General features: G+C 63.9%; 12 protein-coding genes, 1 tRNA gene and 1 pseudogene. 10 read left to right on the top strand and 4 right to left on the bottom strand.

The genetic code is table 11. The features are described 5' to 3' along the window. Nucleotides 1–202, top strand: a pseudogene (locus LQ952_RS09495) (4Fe-4S ferredoxin); the annotation flags it as partial. Between the two features lie 144 nt (nt 203–346). Beyond that, the gene (gene coq7 / locus LQ952_RS09490) at nt 347–988 is read left to right on the top strand and encodes a 2-polyprenyl-3-methyl-6-methoxy-1,4-benzoquinone monooxygenase (protein ID WP_238622418.1); all 642 of its coding nucleotides are present in this window, start codon (nt 347–349) and stop codon (nt 986–988) included. 46 nt (nt 989–1,034) lie between these two features. Here the strand turns inward: coq7 and tnpA are convergent, their stop codons facing one another. Then, nucleotides 1,035–1,463 (bottom strand): IS200/IS605 family transposase, encoded by a 429-nt coding sequence (tnpA, locus tag LQ952_RS09485; RefSeq protein WP_238618338.1) that lies wholly within the window; start codon nt 1,461–1,463, stop codon nt 1,035–1,037. Between the two features lie 38 nt (nt 1,464–1,501). Between tnpA and LQ952_RS09480 the strand changes: the two genes are divergently transcribed. The 4 genes from LQ952_RS09480 to LQ952_RS09465 all read left to right on the top strand — a co-directional run bounded on the left by LQ952_RS09480 (nt 1,502) and on the right by LQ952_RS09465 (nt 4,091). Next, nucleotides 1,502–2,902 (top strand): RNA-guided endonuclease InsQ/TnpB family protein, encoded by a 1,401-nt coding sequence (locus LQ952_RS09480; RefSeq protein WP_238622417.1) that lies wholly within the window; start codon nt 1,502–1,504, stop codon nt 2,900–2,902. Between the two features lie 97 nt (nt 2,903–2,999). After that, entirely contained in the window at nt 3,000–3,428 is a 429-nt protein-coding gene (gene rplM, locus LQ952_RS09475; RefSeq protein WP_238622416.1) for a 50S ribosomal protein L13, read from the top strand. A 59-nt stretch (nt 3,429–3,487) separates the two neighbouring features. Further along, complete coding sequence (gene rpsI, locus LQ952_RS09470) at nt 3,488–3,880, top strand: 30S ribosomal protein S9 (protein WP_238622415.1); 393 nt, start codon at nt 3,488–3,490, stop codon at nt 3,878–3,880. A gap of 137 nt (nt 3,881–4,017) precedes the next feature. Beyond that, nucleotides 4,018–4,091 (top strand) — tRNA-Gln (locus tag LQ952_RS09465). 161 nt (nt 4,092–4,252) lie between these two features. On the opposite strand, the gene LQ952_RS09460 is transcribed toward LQ952_RS09465, so the two are convergent. Next, nucleotides 4,253–5,317, bottom strand: coding sequence for a porin (locus LQ952_RS09460; protein WP_238622414.1), 1,065 nt, complete (start codon nt 5,315–5,317; stop codon nt 4,253–4,255). 453 nt (nt 5,318–5,770) lie between these two features. Between LQ952_RS09460 and LQ952_RS09455 the strand changes: the two genes are divergently transcribed. From LQ952_RS09455 to LQ952_RS09445, 3 genes are all read left to right on the top strand, one after another. After that, the gene (locus LQ952_RS09455) at nt 5,771–7,090 is read left to right on the top strand and encodes a sigma-54 interaction domain-containing protein (protein ID WP_238622413.1); all 1,320 of its coding nucleotides are present in this window, start codon (nt 5,771–5,773) and stop codon (nt 7,088–7,090) included. Nucleotides 7,091–7,330: 240 nt separating this feature from the next. After that, the gene (locus LQ952_RS09450; RefSeq protein WP_238622412.1) at nt 7,331–8,377 is read left to right on the top strand and encodes a porin; all 1,047 of its coding nucleotides are present in this window, start codon (nt 7,331–7,333) and stop codon (nt 8,375–8,377) included. Nucleotides 8,378–8,552: 175 nt separating this feature from the next. After that, on the top strand, nt 8,553–12,395 hold the full coding sequence (locus LQ952_RS09445; RefSeq protein WP_238622411.1) for a DUF3683 domain-containing protein: 3,843 nt from the start codon (nt 8,553–8,555) through the stop codon (nt 12,393–12,395). A 69-nt stretch (nt 12,396–12,464) separates the two neighbouring features. Here the strand turns inward: LQ952_RS09445 and rpiA are convergent, their stop codons facing one another. After that, nucleotides 12,465–13,106, bottom strand: coding sequence for a ribose-5-phosphate isomerase RpiA (gene rpiA / locus LQ952_RS09440; RefSeq protein WP_238622421.1), 642 nt, complete (start codon nt 13,104–13,106; stop codon nt 12,465–12,467). A 142-nt stretch (nt 13,107–13,248) separates the two neighbouring features. Between rpiA and ilvA the strand changes: the two genes are divergently transcribed. After that, nucleotides 13,249–14,766, top strand: coding sequence for a threonine ammonia-lyase, biosynthetic (ilvA, locus tag LQ952_RS09435; RefSeq protein ID WP_238622420.1), 1,518 nt, complete (start codon nt 13,249–13,251; stop codon nt 14,764–14,766). A 15-nt stretch (nt 14,767–14,781) separates the two neighbouring features. On the opposite strand, the gene LQ952_RS09430 is transcribed toward ilvA, so the two are convergent. Then, the gene (locus tag LQ952_RS09430; RefSeq protein WP_238622410.1) at nt 14,782–15,111 is read right to left on the bottom strand and encodes a hypothetical protein; all 330 of its coding nucleotides are present in this window, start codon (nt 15,109–15,111) and stop codon (nt 14,782–14,784) included. Between the last annotated feature and the right edge of the window lie 65 nt (nt 15,112–15,176).

Raw genomic sequence — 15,176 nt, 5'->3', positions numbered from 1 at the left:
GACCCATCCGCAGATGGCCGATCGTCTGCTGGCCCCCAAGCTGGATGCCCTTGCGGACCTGGCGCCGGATGTGCTCGTGACCGCCAATGTGGGGTGCGGTCTGCATCTGGCCGCCGGTATCCGGCGCCGCAAGTCGGCGGTGCCGGTCATGAGTCTCGCCCAACTCATCGACAGTCGCTGTGCATCACCGCCTGCGTCGTAGCACCGGCCCCTTCGCGGCCGCGGGTTGTCCCAGCATTGTCTTTACCTTTGCCCGCACTGAAAAACCCTTCTGTATTCAGGGTTTGCCTGTCGCCGGACTTCCAGTATCTTCAATATCCATACCCACTGCCCGTACCGGCATGCCATGCGCCAACTGAGCCCCACCGACCGCCTGCTGTCCGCTATTGACGAAGGCTTTTGTACCCTGTTCGGCCGTCCCCGTGCCACCGAGCGCCCGGACCCGGCCCGGTCGGTGATGGAGCCGGAGCTGGATGACAACGCCCGCGTCCTCTCCGGCCGGCTCATGCGCATCAATCATGCGGGGGAGGTGGCCGCCCAGGGGCTCTACCAGGGCCAGGCCCTCACCGCCCGCAGCGGCGAGGTGCGCGAGCGCATGGCGCGCTCCGCCCGGGAAGAAAACGATCATCTGCTCTGGTGCGAGCGCCGCCTGACGGCCTTGGGCACCCACAAGAGCTTCCTCAATCCCCTCTGGTATGGCGGCGCCTTCGCCATCGGCGCTCTGGCCGGGGCGGCGGGTGACCGGTGGAGCCTGGGCTTCGTGCACGAGACGGAACAGCAGGTGATCCGTCACCTGGACGAGCACCTGGCTCGGGTCGTCCCCGAGGACGCGCCGACCCGGGCGGTACTGGAACAGATGAAGATCGACGAGGCCCATCATGGCGAACTGGCCATGTCCCTGGGCGGGGAAGTCCTGCCCTGGCCCCTGCGCAAGCTGGTGATGCCGGTGACCGCCAAGGTGATGACGGGGACGGCCTGGTGGATTTGAACATTTCCCCGCGCATTCCCCCTGCTAGGCGTTAGCCAGGAGGGGGTCAAGCGGGGTTTCTTTTGAGAGGTTTGGTGCCTTGTGATTCCACGTAGGCCCGAACCGTCTCCAGGGATGCCCCACCGACAGAGCCAACGTAATAGGCGCGGTGCCAAAACATCGGTTTCCAATAAAACGCCGCCAAGTGCTCGGCAAAACGATTGCGGGCGCGGCGGGCGCTGGCTGTCTTGAGATTGTTGACCAGCGTGGAAAGGTTCAATGCCGGATGGATCGCTATCAGCAGGTGAACGTGATCAGCCTCGCCACCAAATTCGATCAGTTCACAACGCCATGCCGCCAGGATCTCCGAAAACGCCCCCTCCAGGTAGTCCCTGAGTTCTTCATGCAGGCAAGGGCGACGGTACTTGGTCACAAAAACAACATGCAGCTTAATGTCATAAACGGCGTGAGAGCGAGATTTAGTGCTACTTTCCATGGTTGCGCCTTGGTGGTTTTCATGGAACGATAGCAGGCATGGGCATGATCGGACATTGCTTTCGTTGCTATCCCGGTCGCCAGCAGGAAAATATCCTGCTGCGTTGGATTGGCTGTCAGCGATTCATCTATAACAGCAAGGTCAGAGAAGACCGTTATTTTCGTGCCTTTGCCCGAAAAGCCTTGTCGCTGACCGGGCAAAAACCACCCATCGACCAACAATACAGCCAGTTCATCGGACCCGATACGGCATGGTTGCGTGAAGTGCCCTCCCAGGTGTTACGCAATGGCGCGGTTCGATGGAAACAAGCCTACAGTCGCTTCTTCCAGAAATTATCCGGTCGCCCAACGATTCATGGAAAAGGTGGCGAACAAGGCGTCTGGCTGACGCGGGAGTTATTTGCTTTCGAGGATGATGGCGAAGGGGGTTATCACATTCGGGTCGGCACGAAAAAGCACCCGCTCGGTCGGTTGCGCTACGTCGCGGATCGGCCTCATACATTGCCCGCATCCATCGTCATCAGCATCAACGCCGGTCAGTGGCATGTGTCATTTGCCACCGAGGATGACGTGATCCATCCGCGCCCTGCAGAGATCCAGGCCGAGTTATCGCAGTGGGATGAGGCTTCATTGCACGCGGCCACCATCGGCGTGGATCGCGGCGTGGCGGTGCCTGCCTACGCCAGCACGGGATCGGTGTATGCCTTCGACCCGGTGCAAAAGCAGCGAATGGCCCGCAAGGAACGCCAGCGCCTTCGCTGGCAGCGGCGCATGGCGCGACGTGCCAAGGGCTCATCCGGCTGGCACAAGGCCAAAAAGCGCGTGGCCCGCACCCACACCTACGCCAACAACGTGCGCAAAGACTTTGCCCATAAGGCAAGTCACGCATTGGTGATGGCGCTGGGGGTGAGGCTCGTGGTCATGGAAGACCTCAAGGTGGCCTCCATGAGTCGTCGCCCGAAGGCAAAGACCGACGAGCGGGGGCGCCACGCCCCCAACGGTGCCCGCGCCAAGGCGGGGCTCAACAAGGGCATCCTTCATAGCGCCTGGGGCAAGATCAGAACCTATGCCCAGTACAAGGCACCGAGAAACAACGTGCTGTTTCTCGTGGTGCCGCCGCACCATAGCTCGCAGGAATGTGCCGTTTGCGGCCACATTCATCCCGACAATCGGCCCAGTCAGAGCCGATTTGTCTGTCAACGCTGCGGGCAGACCGATCATGCCGACCACAACGCCAGCCGGGTGATTGCCCGACGCGGCGTCACAGCGGTTATCGGTCAGTGCAAATCCCATCAACAGGTAGGGGCGGTGCGCCCCGAACCGCCGTCCCCGGACGGCTACGCCGGTGGAGATCAGGGTAAGTCGCAGAAGGGCAAGCGCCCAACTGCGCACAGATCATCGAAACCGGAAACCATGCCTACAACCGCTCAAGCGGTTTAGGGATGGTAGTTCATGCGGAATCCCCCCTTGTCACCCGCGCACTTCCCCGTTATCATTGCGCGCTTTCCGTGATTCATGTGCACCCTGGAGTTCAGGAATGAAGACCTTTAGCGCCAAGCCCGCTGAAGTCACCCGCGACTGGTACGTGGTTGATGCCTCCGGCAAGACCCTCGGCCGGCTCGCCAGCGAAGTGGCTCGCCGCCTGCGCGGCAAGCACAAGCCCGTGTATACCCCGCACGTGGATACCGGTGACTACATCGTGATCGTGAATGCCTCCAAGGTGCGCCTCAGCGGCAACAAGGAAACCGACAAGATGTACTACCGGCACACCGGTTATGTCGGTCATATGAAGTCCGCCAGCGCGCAGCAGATCCGTGAGCGTGCCCCTGAGCGCCTGATCGAGATCGCGGTGAAGGGCATGCTGCCCAAGAACCCCCTGGGCCGGGCCATGTTCAAGAAGCTCAAGGTATACGCCGGAGCCGAGCACAGCCACGCCGCCCAGCAGCCCCAGCCGCTGGAAATCTGAACAACACCCTGATCCGGCCGCCATCGTGTGGCCGGGCAGCACATAGAGCAGGTCAAGAGATGGCAACAACCCAGAACTACGGAACCGGACGCCGCAAAGAGGCTTCTGCGCGGGTTTTTCTGCGCCCCGGCAAGGGCGAGATCACCGTCAACAACAAGCCCCTGGACATCTACTTCGGGCGTGAAACCTCCCGCATGGTGGTCCGTCAGCCACTGGCGGTGGCCGAAAGCCTGGATCGTTTCGACATCGTGGCCACGGTGAAGGGCGGCGGTGCCAACGGTCAGGCCGGTGCCATCCGTCTGGGTATTGCCCGCGCTCTGGTGGAATACGACGAGAAGCTGCGTGGCGCCATGCGTACCCACGGTTTCATGACCCGCGACGCCCGTCAGGTCGAGCGTAAGAAGGTCGGTCTGCGCAAGGCACGTCGCGCGACTCAGTTCAGCAAGCGCTGATCCCCGGCGACGGGGCAGGCTTGCAGTCACCTCGGGGCTGTCCGTCAGGATGGCCCCGGTGGTGGAGATTTTTCGGTTTTTGCTTCGGGGCTTGATTCATCGCCCCGACATGCTGTAGATTTACGCCTCGGTTTTATTGGGGGATCGTCTAGCGGTAGGACTACGGACTCTGACTCCGTCAACCCAGGTTCGAATCCTGGTCCCCCAGCCATATCCACGAAAAAGGCCCCCATGCGGGGCCTTTTTCGTGGATATGATTCAGGAAGCCGCCAGGGTTCGAACCACAAAAAAAGCCCGGACGGAATCCGGGCAAGCGTGTCACATGCATGCTGGTGCAGAGGCGGGCATCCCTGCCCGAAAAGGCATCATCCCTTAGAAGTCGTATCGCATGCCAAGAGAGAAGGCGGTGGCCATCTCGCCGCGGGCATTCACCCCTTCCGCAGTGGAAGGAGCGGCACTGCGGGCCGCGCCCCAGGGGGTCAGGCTGGAATTGTCGTCGTTATCCATGAAGGCCAGATTGCCGTAGAAGCGCAGGGCGCTGTCCACCCGATATTCCAGACCGATGGCATACAGGTTGGCATCCCGCTTCTCCAGATCGGAGTCCAGGGTGAACCAGTGGGCATTCAGGTACACGGAGGGGCTGATGCGGTACTGACCGGCAATACCGAAGACATCCGCCTCCTGACCTTCCACGCCGCGGGTGTTTTCCGTCTGCTGATAAAAGCCTGCCAGGCGGAAGTCCGAGGTGATCCGGTAGGAGGCGGCCAGACGCCAGGCATCGGCAGAGTAGTCGTAGTCCACCACGCCGCCGGTTTCCCGATAGATGTCCTGGCTTTCATAGGCGATCACGACATTGATCGGCCCGTTGCTGTATCCCAGTGAAGTACTCACGGCCTTGTTCTTGGCGTCTTCCACCGTGCTGGAGCCGCCGTTTTCGTTGGAGTACTGAATATCCCACACCAAGCCGTTCAGGCTGGGGCTGCGGTAGTGGATGCTGTTGTTAAAGCGCTCATCGAAGCGGCCGTGATCATTGGTGCGGGTGATGTTGCGCAGGTCACCGGCCTGGTCACCAAAGAAGTTGGCCGGTCCACGGGCAAGCTTGAAGGGGGTGTCGAACTTGCCGATGCGCAGCATGCCCCAGTCGCCTTTCAGGCCGGCGAAGGTATCGCGGCTGGCCCAGGCGCTGCCGGAGGTGTCATAGTTGATTTCCTGCTCGATCTGGAACATGGCCGTCAGACCGTCGGCAAAGGTCCGCTCGCCCTTGAAACCCAGGCGGCTGGAGTTGCTGGAGACGTTGAACTCGTTGTAATCCTTGCCGTCATCCAGAATGTCGGCGGACAGGTGGGCGCGACCGTAGATGGTGATGTCGGCAACCGCCAGGGCAGGCATGGACAGGCCGGCGGCGACCATCGCCGCGATAAGCTTCTTGTGCTGCATGAAATAGGCTCCCCAAGTATGTTGTGAAAAAGAGACAGTGTCCTGTGCCTCAAAACCCGGGGCGACTATGTCTTTTGGTTATTAAGGGTGCGTTAAAGCCCTATGAACTTGTGATGAACAGCCATGGAGGCAGGGGCGGCCCTCGGCCGCGAAGGCATTGCGCTGTCACCCCCGCGAAGGCCTTAGGCCGTCACCCTCGCGAAGGCATCACCCCGTCACTCCCGCGCAAGCGGGAGCCCAGGGTTTTCAGCCCGTGACTGGATTCCCGCCTTCGCGGGAATGACGGGTCCCAGGTGCCGGGCGCTGTGTGGGATCCGCAGCCCGTCGCTGGATTCCCGCTTTCGCGGGAATGACGGGTCTCAGGGGGGGGCGCCGGATGTTGCCGATGATGGTGAAGGGGTGTGGATGGTAGACTGCCCAGTGCCCCGGCATCCGATGGAACAAGCCCCTCACATGCTGACCCTGAATAATCACCCCAACCCCGCTGCCGCGCCCAGCCTCGATCAGATGGTCGAGCTGATCCCCGATGCCTTCGTGATCTTCGACGGCGACCATCGCCTGCTGGCCGCCAATGCGGCGGCCCTGCGCTGTCTGTCCCTCTCCCGCGAGGATCTGCGGGGGATGGGCTGTCATGAATTCTTTCAGGGGGTGCCGGGTGGCTGTGCCGGGGAGGGGGGCTGTCCACTGGTCACCGCAGGATCCGCGATGGAGCCTCTTCCGGTGCAGATCCCGGGAGGACGGGGGCGCCGGCGTCTGAGCGTCCGGATTTCCCGGGGGCGGGGCGAGCACGGCGACTTTTTCGGTCTGCTGCTGCATCCCGACCCGGAGGCGGCCCCCGCGTCACCGGAGGGGGCGCGCCTGGTGGGGCAGTCCCTCCCCATGTTGGAGCTGATGCGGATGGTGGAGCGGGTGGCGCCCACCAGTGCCACCGTATTGCTGCTGGGGGAGAGCGGCGTGGGCAAGGAGCGGGTGGCGGATTATCTGCACCACTGTTCCGGTCGCGCCCAGGGGCCGTTGGTGGTGGTGGACTGTTCCACTCTGGGGGAACAGATCATCGAGGCGGAGCTGTTCGGCTATGAAAAGGGCGCCTTCACCGGCGCGGACCGGCGCAAGGTCGGCCTGTTCGAGGCGGCCCAGGGGGGGACGCTGTTCATCGACGAGGTGGGGGAGTTACCCCTGTCCATGCAGAGCAAGCTATTGCGGGTGTTGGAAACCTCCCGTATCCGCCGGGTGGGCGGCACCGATTACATCCCGGTGGATGCCCGGGTGGTGGCCGCCACCCACCGGGACCTGGCGGCCATGGTGGCGCAGGGTGGGTTCCGGGAAGACCTCTATTACCGCCTGTCCGCCTTTCCGGTCTTCATTCCCCCCCTGCGGGAGCGGCGGGAAGACGTCATCGCCCTGGCGGAACATTTCCTGCGGCAGTCGGATGGTGGGTCGCTGCATCTGCCCCTGTCCGTGCCGGTGGCCGATCTGCTGGTGTCCTATCGTTATCCGGGCAACGTGCGCGAGCTGAAGAACATCATGACCCGGGCGGCGATCCTGGCCGGCACCGGGCCGCTGCTGCCCGAACACATTGCCTTCCAGTCCCAGGTCGGTGAGGAGGGGCGGATGCCCTCGTTACGCCGCGGTTCCCGTGGCGTCTGTTCTGAGGCCGGCGTGCGTGCGGCGCTGGCGGCCACGGGCGGCCACCGCGCCGAGGCGGCACGGCACCTGGGCGTCAGTGAGCGCACCCTCTACCGCTACCTGGAGAAATTCCAGATCCGGGTCTAGGTGCCCAGCGCCCGGACGGCATCTGCGGCCGGGGCCATCCGTTCGGAGTGTTCCAAAAAAACAACAAATTTCTTTTACGTCATGTCACCGTCATGACGATGGCATGCTGAGTGTCATGGTGTGTTGTTTTTTTACACTATCGAAATCAGCAGGTTAGTGTTTGGCATGCCTTCTGCATAATGCATATCGGCTGACACGGTCAGACCCTTATACAACAAAGCTCTGCAGAGGAACGTAAACATGCAAAAGAAAGTGCTCGTATTCGCAGTAGCCGCGGCCATGGGCCTGCCCGCCGCCGCCATGGCCGACACCACCCTGTACGGCCGCATGAATATGTCAGTGGACCGGGTCAATAATGGTGATGCTTCCAGCCACCAGATTGCCTCCAACTCCTCCCGCATCGGTGTGCGCGGTTCCGAGGACCTGGGCATGGGCTTGCGCGGCGTGTTCCAGATGGAAGCCGGCTTTGATGCCGCCAGTGGCACGCAAGGCACCTTGGCCACTCGTAACACCTACTTGGGTGTGGCAAGCGAATTCGGTGAAGTGCGCCTGGGTCGTCATGACACCCCCTACAAGATCTCCACCCTGCGTCTGGACCCCTTCGCCGATACCCTGGGTGACTACAACTCCATCATGGGTTCCTTCAGCGATAACGCAGGACTCTTCGAAAGACGTAATCTTAACACCGCGATTTACCTGAGCCCCAACTTCGATGGCCTGCAGTTCATGGCTTCCTACACCACGGACACCGATGAGAACGGCGATGTTCGCAGCGCTACTAACGACCCGAACGAGCGTAACGCCTTCTCCTTGGCTGGTACCTTCACCCAGGGCCCGATGTACGTGGCTGTGGCTTATGAGCAGCTGAATGAAGGGTTCCAAGGAGAGGATGCCAAGGCCTGGAAGGTCGGTGGTGCCTACACCATCGACGCCCTGACCTTGAGCGCCATGTATGAAAACATCGACTCCGGTGTCACTGGTACTGGCGACCGAGACGCCTTCTTCCTGAGCGCCAAGTACCAGTTCGGTCAGGCCTATGTGATGGGCACCTACGCCAATGCGGGTGACAATGATGATAAAGACACCGGCGCCCAGCTGTTCGCCATCGGTGCCGGCTACGATCTGACCCGCCGCACCGGCCTGTACGCCACCTACGCCACCGTGCGCAACGATGACAACGCTCGGTATAGCTTGGCCGGAACCAACTCCGGTAAGGGCAAGGGCGTGGTGCCTGCCGAGGGTGAAAACGCCTGGGGCTTCCAGGTCGGCGTGACCCACAACTTCTAATCATCGGTCCCATACCGATGGCATTGCCCAAGGTCGTCTGACCGGAAAGCATGCACTGGAAGTTCAAAGGGTGCGGAGGGAAACCTCCGCACCCTTTTTGCTTTTCCCCGCCTCTCACCTCATCCCGGCCGGGGTGCTAGAATAGGTGCCCCTCCCGCAGTGATCCCCGCCAGCCATGACCGCAAGTACCCGCATCCGCGAAATCCCTTATAACTACACCTCCTACTCCGACCGCGAGATCGTCATCCGCTTCCTCGGCGAAGGCATGTGGGACGTGCTCAACGAACTGCGCGCCCGTCGACGGACCGGCGTCTCCGCCCGGATGCTGTTCGAGGTGCTGGGGGACATGTGGGTGGTCACCCGCAACCCCTATATCCAGGACGACCTGCTGGGTAACCAGAAGCGACTCACCGCCCTGATCCACGCCCTGGATCACCGGGTGGACCAGATCATCGCCCGGGCCGAGGGCAATCAGCTGGCCCTGGACCTGGCGGAACAGGCTCGTCAGGCGGTACGCCGCTTCGAGGCCTGGTTCCCGGAACAAAAGGCCCTGCGCGCCCGTGCCCGCCGCCTGCTGGGCAAGGTCACCCGCAAGGACAACATCCACTTCGACGGCCTGGCCCGGGTCTCCCATGTCACCGACGCCACCGACTGGCGTGTGGAACTGCCCTTCGTGGTCATCACCCCGGATTCCGAGGCGGAGATGGCCGGGGTCATCCAGACCTGCTTCGAACTGGGTCTGACCGTCATTCCCCGGGGGGGCGGCACCGGCTACAACGGTGGCGCCGTGCCCCTGACCGCCGATGCCGCGGTCATCAACACGGAAAAGCTCGAAGCCTTGAGCGAGGTGGAGTTCGTGGAACTGCCCGGGGTGGAAGGCCCCGTGGCCACCCTCCGCGCCGAGGCCGGGGTGGTGACCCGCCGGGTGTCCGAGGCCGCGGGGCGCGCCGCCCATGTGTTTGCCGTGGACCCCACCTCCCAGGATGCCTGCACCATCGGCGGCAACATCGCCATGAATGCCGGCGGCAAGAAGGCGGTGCTCTGGGGCACGGCCCTGGACAACCTGGTGTCCTGGCGCATGGTCACCCCGGAGGCCCGCTGGATCGAGGTGGAACGCCTCAACCACAACCTGGGCAAGATCCACGACCAGGAAACCGTGAGCTTTCGCATCACCCGGTTCCAGGCCGACGGCGTCACCCCCGACGGGGAGCCCCGGGTCATCGCCTTCCCGGGCCAAGCCTGCCGCAAGGTGGGGCTGGGCAAGGACGTCACCGACAAGCGCCTGCAGGACTTGCCGGGGATCCAGAAAGAGGGCTGTGACGGCCTGATCACCTCCGCCGTGTTCGTGGTCCATCGCATGGCGGCCCACATGCGCACCATCAGTCTGGAGTTCTACGGCACCGATCTGCATGAGGCGGTGCCCGCCATCGTCGAGATCAAGGACGCCCTGGAGGCCGACCCTAAGGTGCAGCTGGCCGGGCTCGAGCATCTGGACGAGCGCTATGTGCGCGCCGTGGGCTACACCCCGAAGGGGGCGCGACGGGAGCGGCCCAAGATGGTGCTCTTGGCCGACATCGCCAGTGACGACGAGGAGGCGGTGGGCCTGGCCGCCTCGAAGATGGTGCGTCTGGCCAATGCCCGCAACGGCGACGGCTTCATCGCCGTGAGCCCCGAGGCCCGCCAGCGGTTCTGGGCCGACCGTAGCCGGACCGCCGCCATCGCCGCCCATACCAACGCCTTCAAGATCAACGAGGACGTGGTGATCCCCCTGGACCGGCTGGCGGAGTACAGCGAGGGGATCGAGCGCATCAACATCCACCAGTCCCTCACCAACAAGCTGCGCATGGCCGACGAGATCCTGGCCTGCCTGGGCAAGGATCATCGCGCGCTGCTGGAGTCCCTGGCCCTTGGCAGCGAGGAGGCCCGGGGCTGGTTCGAGGGTCTGCGCCGGGCCGCGGAAGACCATGTGCAGGCGGTGCGGGGACGCTGGCAGGCCATCCTGGACCACCTGGAGAGCGACGCCGTGGCCATGGACGACCTGCTGGACGCGCCGTCCCGGGCGGACCGCCGCCCCGGTGACCGGCTGATCCAGCTGCTGCTGCGTCGCAGCCTGGTGATCTCCTACCGGCGGGAGATCGAGGCCCGGTTGTGGGAGATCTTCGACGGTCGGGACCTGGAGCCGGTGCGCCGGAGCATCCAGGCCATCCACGACCGGGTGCTCACCAGCCGCCTGTTCGTGGCCCTGCACATGCATGCCGGTGACGGCAACGTGCACACCAACATCCCGGTCAACTCCAACGACTACGCCATGATGCACGAGGCCGAGCGCATCGTGGACCAGGTGATGGCCCTGGCCCGTGAGCTGGGCGGCGTCATCTCCGGGGAGCACGGCATCGGCCTGACCAAGATCCAGTACCTGGGCGAGCCGGAGCTCAAGGCATTTGCCGACTACAAGCGGCGGGTGGACCCCATGGACCGCTTCAACCGGGGCAAGCTGCAGGCCGGCTCCGGGCTGTCCCGGGCCTATACCCCCTCCCTGCGTCTGGTGCAGGAGGAGGCCCTGATCCTGGAGCAGAGCGAACTGGGGGCGCTCAACGACGACATTCGCGACTGCCTGCGCTGCGGCAAGTGCAAGCCCGTCTGCTCCACCCACGTGCCCCGGGCCAACCTGCTGTACTCACCCCGCAACAAGATCCTGGCCACGGGCCTGATCATCGAGGCCTTCCTCTACGAGGAGCAGACCCGTCGCGGCCTGTCCCTGCGTCATTTCGACGAACTCAACGATGTGGCGGACCACTGCACCATCTGCCATCGCTGTCTCAAGCCCTGTCCGGTGAACATCGATTTCGGGGACGTGACGGCCCGCATGCGGCGCATCCTCAAGGCCCGCGGCCAGCGTCGGACCAGCCTGGCGGCCCGGGTGTCCATGACCTTCCTCAACATCAAGGACCCGGCCACCATCAAGCTGATGCGCACCGCCCTGGCCCAGTGGGGCTTTGCCGGCCAGCGCCTGGGGCACCGGGTGTTCCAGCGTCTGGGTCTGCTGAACGACGGTCGGCCTGCGGCCACCACGGGGCCGGCGCCCATCCCCGCCCGGGTCATCCACATGATGAGAAAGCCCCTGCCGGCGGGTCTGCCCTCGCGCACCACCCGGGCCATGCTGGGACTGGAAGACCCCAGTCACGTGGCCATCGTGCGGGACCCGGCGGTGGCGCCGGAGCAGGGGGAGGCGGTGTTCTATTTCCCCGGCTGCGGCTCGGAGCGTCTGTTCAGCCAGGTGGGTCTGGCCACCCTGGCCATGCTGTATCGCACCGGTGCCCAGACGGTGCTGCCGCCGGGGTATCTGTGCTGCGGCTACCCCCAGGAGTCCGCCGGCGAGGAGGCCAAGGGCAGGGCGATCACCACCGAGAACCGGGTGCTGTTCCATCGGGTGGCCAATACCCTGAACTATCTGGATATCAAGACGGTGGTGGTGTCCTGCGGTACTTGCATGGATCAGTTGCTGAAATACGAGTTCGAGCGCATCTTCCCCGGTTGCCGGTTGCTGGATATCCATGAGTATCTGATGGAGAAGGGGGTGAAGCTGGAGCCCGCGCCGGGGGTGGCGTACCTGTATCACGATCCCTGCCATTCCCCCATGAAGACCCATGCGCCGTTGCAGGTGGCGGGGGATCTGCTGGGCCGGCCGGTGACCCTGTCGGACCGCTGCTGCGGTGAGGCGGGGACCTTTGCGGTGAGTCGCCCGGACGTGGCCACCCAGGTGCGGTTCCGCAAGCAGGAGGAGATCCACAAGGGCATCACGTCGCTGACCGGGGCGCCGGTGGCGGTCGGCGGTAATGTGAAGTTGCTGACTTCCTGCCCGGCCTGTCAGCAGGGGTTGTCCCGCTACCGGGAAGATACCGGGACGGAGGTGGACTACATCGTGGTGGAGATGGCCAATGCCCTGCTGGGAGACCAGTGGCAGGCCCGCTTCATCGAGCAGGCCCGCAGCGGCGGCATCGAGAAAGTGCTGCTCTGATAAAAAAGCCCCTCTCCCCTTGCGGGAGAGGGGTTGGGGTGAGGGGAAAACGGAAAACGGAAAACCCCCTCAGGTCAGGGTCTTCACCCCATCCTTGCCCCCCAGGATCAGCACATCCGCTGGTCGCCGGGCAAAGATGCCCACGGTGACCACGCCGGCGATCTGGTTGATCTCCGTCTCCAGGGCTACCGGATCGGTCATGTCCAGGTTGAATACGTCCAGGATCAGGTTGCCGTTGTCGGTGGTGAAGCCCTGGCGCAGTTCCGGCTGTCCGCCCAGCTTGAGCATGCTCCGGCCCACATGGCTGCGGGCCATGGGGATGACTTCCACCGGCAGGGGGAAGGCGCCCAGCACGTTCACCAGCTTGGAGTCGTCGGCGATGCAGACGAAGCGCTCGCTGGCGGCCGCCACGATCTTTTCCCGGGTGAGGGCGCCGCCGCCGCCCTTGATCAGGTGCAGGTGCCGGGTGGCCTCATCGGCGCCGTCCACATAGAGGGGAAGGGGGCCGGCGGCGTTCAGATCCATCACCGGGATGCCGTGACCGCGCAACCGTTCGGCGGTGGCCTCGGAGGAGGCCACGGCACCGTCGATGCGGCCCTTCATCTTCGCCAGCAGGTCGATGAAATGGTTGGCGGTGGAGCCGGTGCCGATGCCGACGACCATGCCGTCTTCCACGTATTCCAGGGCCGCTTCGGCGGCGGCCTTCTTCATCTGGTCTTGATCGCTCACGGGAAATGCCTCCTTAGGTTGTCGGGGGGATTCTACATGAGAGCGGGGGCGTCGCACGCCTGAGCGGGTTTCTACAGAGGCACGCATCTTGCCGGGGATGGACCCGCCCCTGTATCTTCAGGCCATGTCAGCCTATCCCTATCTACAGAAGATACTCACCGCCCGGGTCTACGACGTGGCGCGGGAAACCCCCCTGGACCTGATGCCCACGCTCTCCCGGCGTCTGGGCAACCGCATCCTGCTCAAGCGCGAGGACCTGCAACCGGTCTTCTCCTTCAAGCTGCGCGGCGCCCACAACAAGATCGTTCAACTGTCCGAGGAAGCCCGCCGCAAGGGGGTCATCGCCGCCTCCGCCGGTAACCATGCCCAGGGGGTGGCCCTGTCGGCCAAGACCCTGGGGATCAAGGCGGTGATCGTCATGCCCGTCACCACCCCCTCCATCAAGGTGGACTCGGTCCGTGCCCTGGGGGCCAAGGCCATCCTCCATGGGGATTCCTACGACGACGCCTATGCCCATGCCCTGGAACTGATCGACCGGCATGGCTATACCTTCGTCCATCCCTTCGATGATCCTGATGTGATCGCCGGGCAGGGCACCATCGCCATGGAGTTGCTGCGCCAGCACCCCGACCCCCTGGAGGCGGTGTTCGTCAGCGTGGGCGGCGGCGGCCTGATCGCCGGCATGGCGACCTATATCAAGGCCCTGCGGCCCGATATCCGGGTGATCGGGGTCGAGCCCCAGGATGCCGCCTGCATGCAGCAGGCCCTGGAAAAGCAGCGCCGGGTGGTGCTGGATCAGGTGGGCATCTTCGCCGACGGGGTGGCCGTGCGCCAGGCGGGCGAGGAGACCTACCGGCTGGCCCGGGAATATGTGGACGAGATCCTGCTGGTCTCCACCGACGAGATCTGCGCCGCCATCAAGGATATCTTCGATGATACCCGAGTGATGGCCGAGCCGGCCGGTGCCCTGGCGATTGCCGGCATCAAGAAGTATGTGGAGCGAGAAGGGCTCAAGGGTGCCAGTGTGGCCGGGGTGCTCAGCGGCGCCAACATCAATTTCGACCGCCTGCGTCACGTGACCGAACGGGCGGAACTGGGGGAGCAGCGGGAAGCCTTATTCGCGGCCACCATCCCGGAGCGGCCGGGCAGTTTCCGGGCCTTCTGCAAGGCCATCGGCAAGCGCGGGATCACCGAATTCAATTACCGCTATGCCGACACCGAGCAGGCCCATATCTTCGTCGGGGTCCAGCTCAGCGGCGGCGAGGCGGAACGCAGGACCCTGCTGCAGGATTTGCGGGACAAGGGCTACCCCATCGAGGATCTCAGCGACAACGAGGTGGCCAAGGTCCATCTGCGCCATATGGTGGGCGGGCACTCGGCTCGGGCGGGGGACGAGATCGTCTACCGCTTCGAGTTCCCCGAGCGCCCCGGGGCGCTGATGAATTTCCTCGCCCACATGGGGCAGGACTGGAACATCAGTCTGTTCCATTACCGCAACCATGGCGCGGCCTATGGCCGGGTGCTGGTGGGCATGCAGGTGCCGGGCAAGGACAGGGTCCGGCTTGAGGGGTTCCTCAAGGAACTGGGCTATGTCCACTGGGAGGAGACCGATAACCCGGTGTACCGGCTGTTCCTGGGCTGATCTGCAAGGCGGGTCTTACCCGCGCTTGCCCAGGGCTTCTTCGTTGAATGCCTCGTCGATGGTGGTGATGATCTTCTCCACCATGCGAAATCCCGCCACCGGGGCGTCGTCGGCCATGTATTTCAGGCGCAGGGGGCTGAGTACCTTCACGGTGGCGCTGCGTTCCACCTCCCCCTGTCCCGTACCCGCCGCGTCCAGGGTGCCCAGGGCGGCGATGATCTCCCCGGCGATGGCGTGTTTGTGGATGCCGCGTCGCGCCCGTTCCAGGGTGTCTTCGGGGATGCCGTCCAGCAGATCGAATCCCGCATGGGCGTCCAGGTAGGTGATGAGTTCGTTCAGGGTCATGGGCATCGGCCTCCTGAAGTCATGTCGATCTTTCGTTTCCCGGGGAAAAGAAGGGCCGGGGATGA

Source organism: Ectothiorhodospira lacustris, assembly GCF_022227785.1.
Classification (GTDB): domain Bacteria; phylum Pseudomonadota; class Gammaproteobacteria; order Ectothiorhodospirales; family Ectothiorhodospiraceae; genus Ectothiorhodospira; species Ectothiorhodospira lacustris.
Note: the sequence above shows the minus strand (reverse complement) of the source record. Positions and strands in the feature narration are given on the sequence as shown.

Excerpts from the sequence above, each read along its gene's own strand:
- LQ952_RS09460 (WP_238622414.1), bottom strand. The coding sequence starts at position 5,317 with ATGCAGCACAAGAAGCTTATCGCGGCGATGGTCGCCGCCGGCCTGTCC.
- coq7 (WP_238622418.1), top strand. The coding sequence starts at position 347 with ATGCGCCAACTGAGCCCCACCGACCGCCTGCTGTCCGCTATTGACGAA.
- LQ952_RS09445 (WP_238622411.1), top strand. The coding sequence starts at position 8,553 with ATGACCGCAAGTACCCGCATCCGCGAAATCCCTTATAACTACACCTCC.
- LQ952_RS09455 (WP_238622413.1), top strand. The coding sequence starts at position 5,771 with ATGCTGACCCTGAATAATCACCCCAACCCCGCTGCCGCGCCCAGCCTC.
- tnpA (WP_238618338.1), bottom strand. The coding sequence starts at position 1,463 with ATGGAAAGTAGCACTAAATCTCGCTCTCACGCCGTTTATGACATTAAG.
- LQ952_RS09430 (WP_238622410.1), bottom strand. The coding sequence starts at position 15,111 with ATGACCCTGAACGAACTCATCACCTACCTGGACGCCCATGCGGGATTC.
- rpiA (WP_238622421.1), bottom strand. The coding sequence starts at position 13,106 with ATGAAGAAGGCCGCCGCCGAAGCGGCCCTGGAATACGTGGAAGACGGC.
- rplM (WP_238622416.1), top strand. The coding sequence starts at position 3,000 with ATGAAGACCTTTAGCGCCAAGCCCGCTGAAGTCACCCGCGACTGGTAC.
- rpsI (WP_238622415.1), top strand. The coding sequence starts at position 3,488 with ATGGCAACAACCCAGAACTACGGAACCGGACGCCGCAAAGAGGCTTCT.
- LQ952_RS09480 (WP_238622417.1), top strand. The coding sequence starts at position 1,502 with ATGGGCATGATCGGACATTGCTTTCGTTGCTATCCCGGTCGCCAGCAG.
- ilvA (WP_238622420.1), top strand. The coding sequence starts at position 13,249 with ATGTCAGCCTATCCCTATCTACAGAAGATACTCACCGCCCGGGTCTAC.
- LQ952_RS09450 (WP_238622412.1), top strand. The coding sequence starts at position 7,331 with ATGCAAAAGAAAGTGCTCGTATTCGCAGTAGCCGCGGCCATGGGCCTG.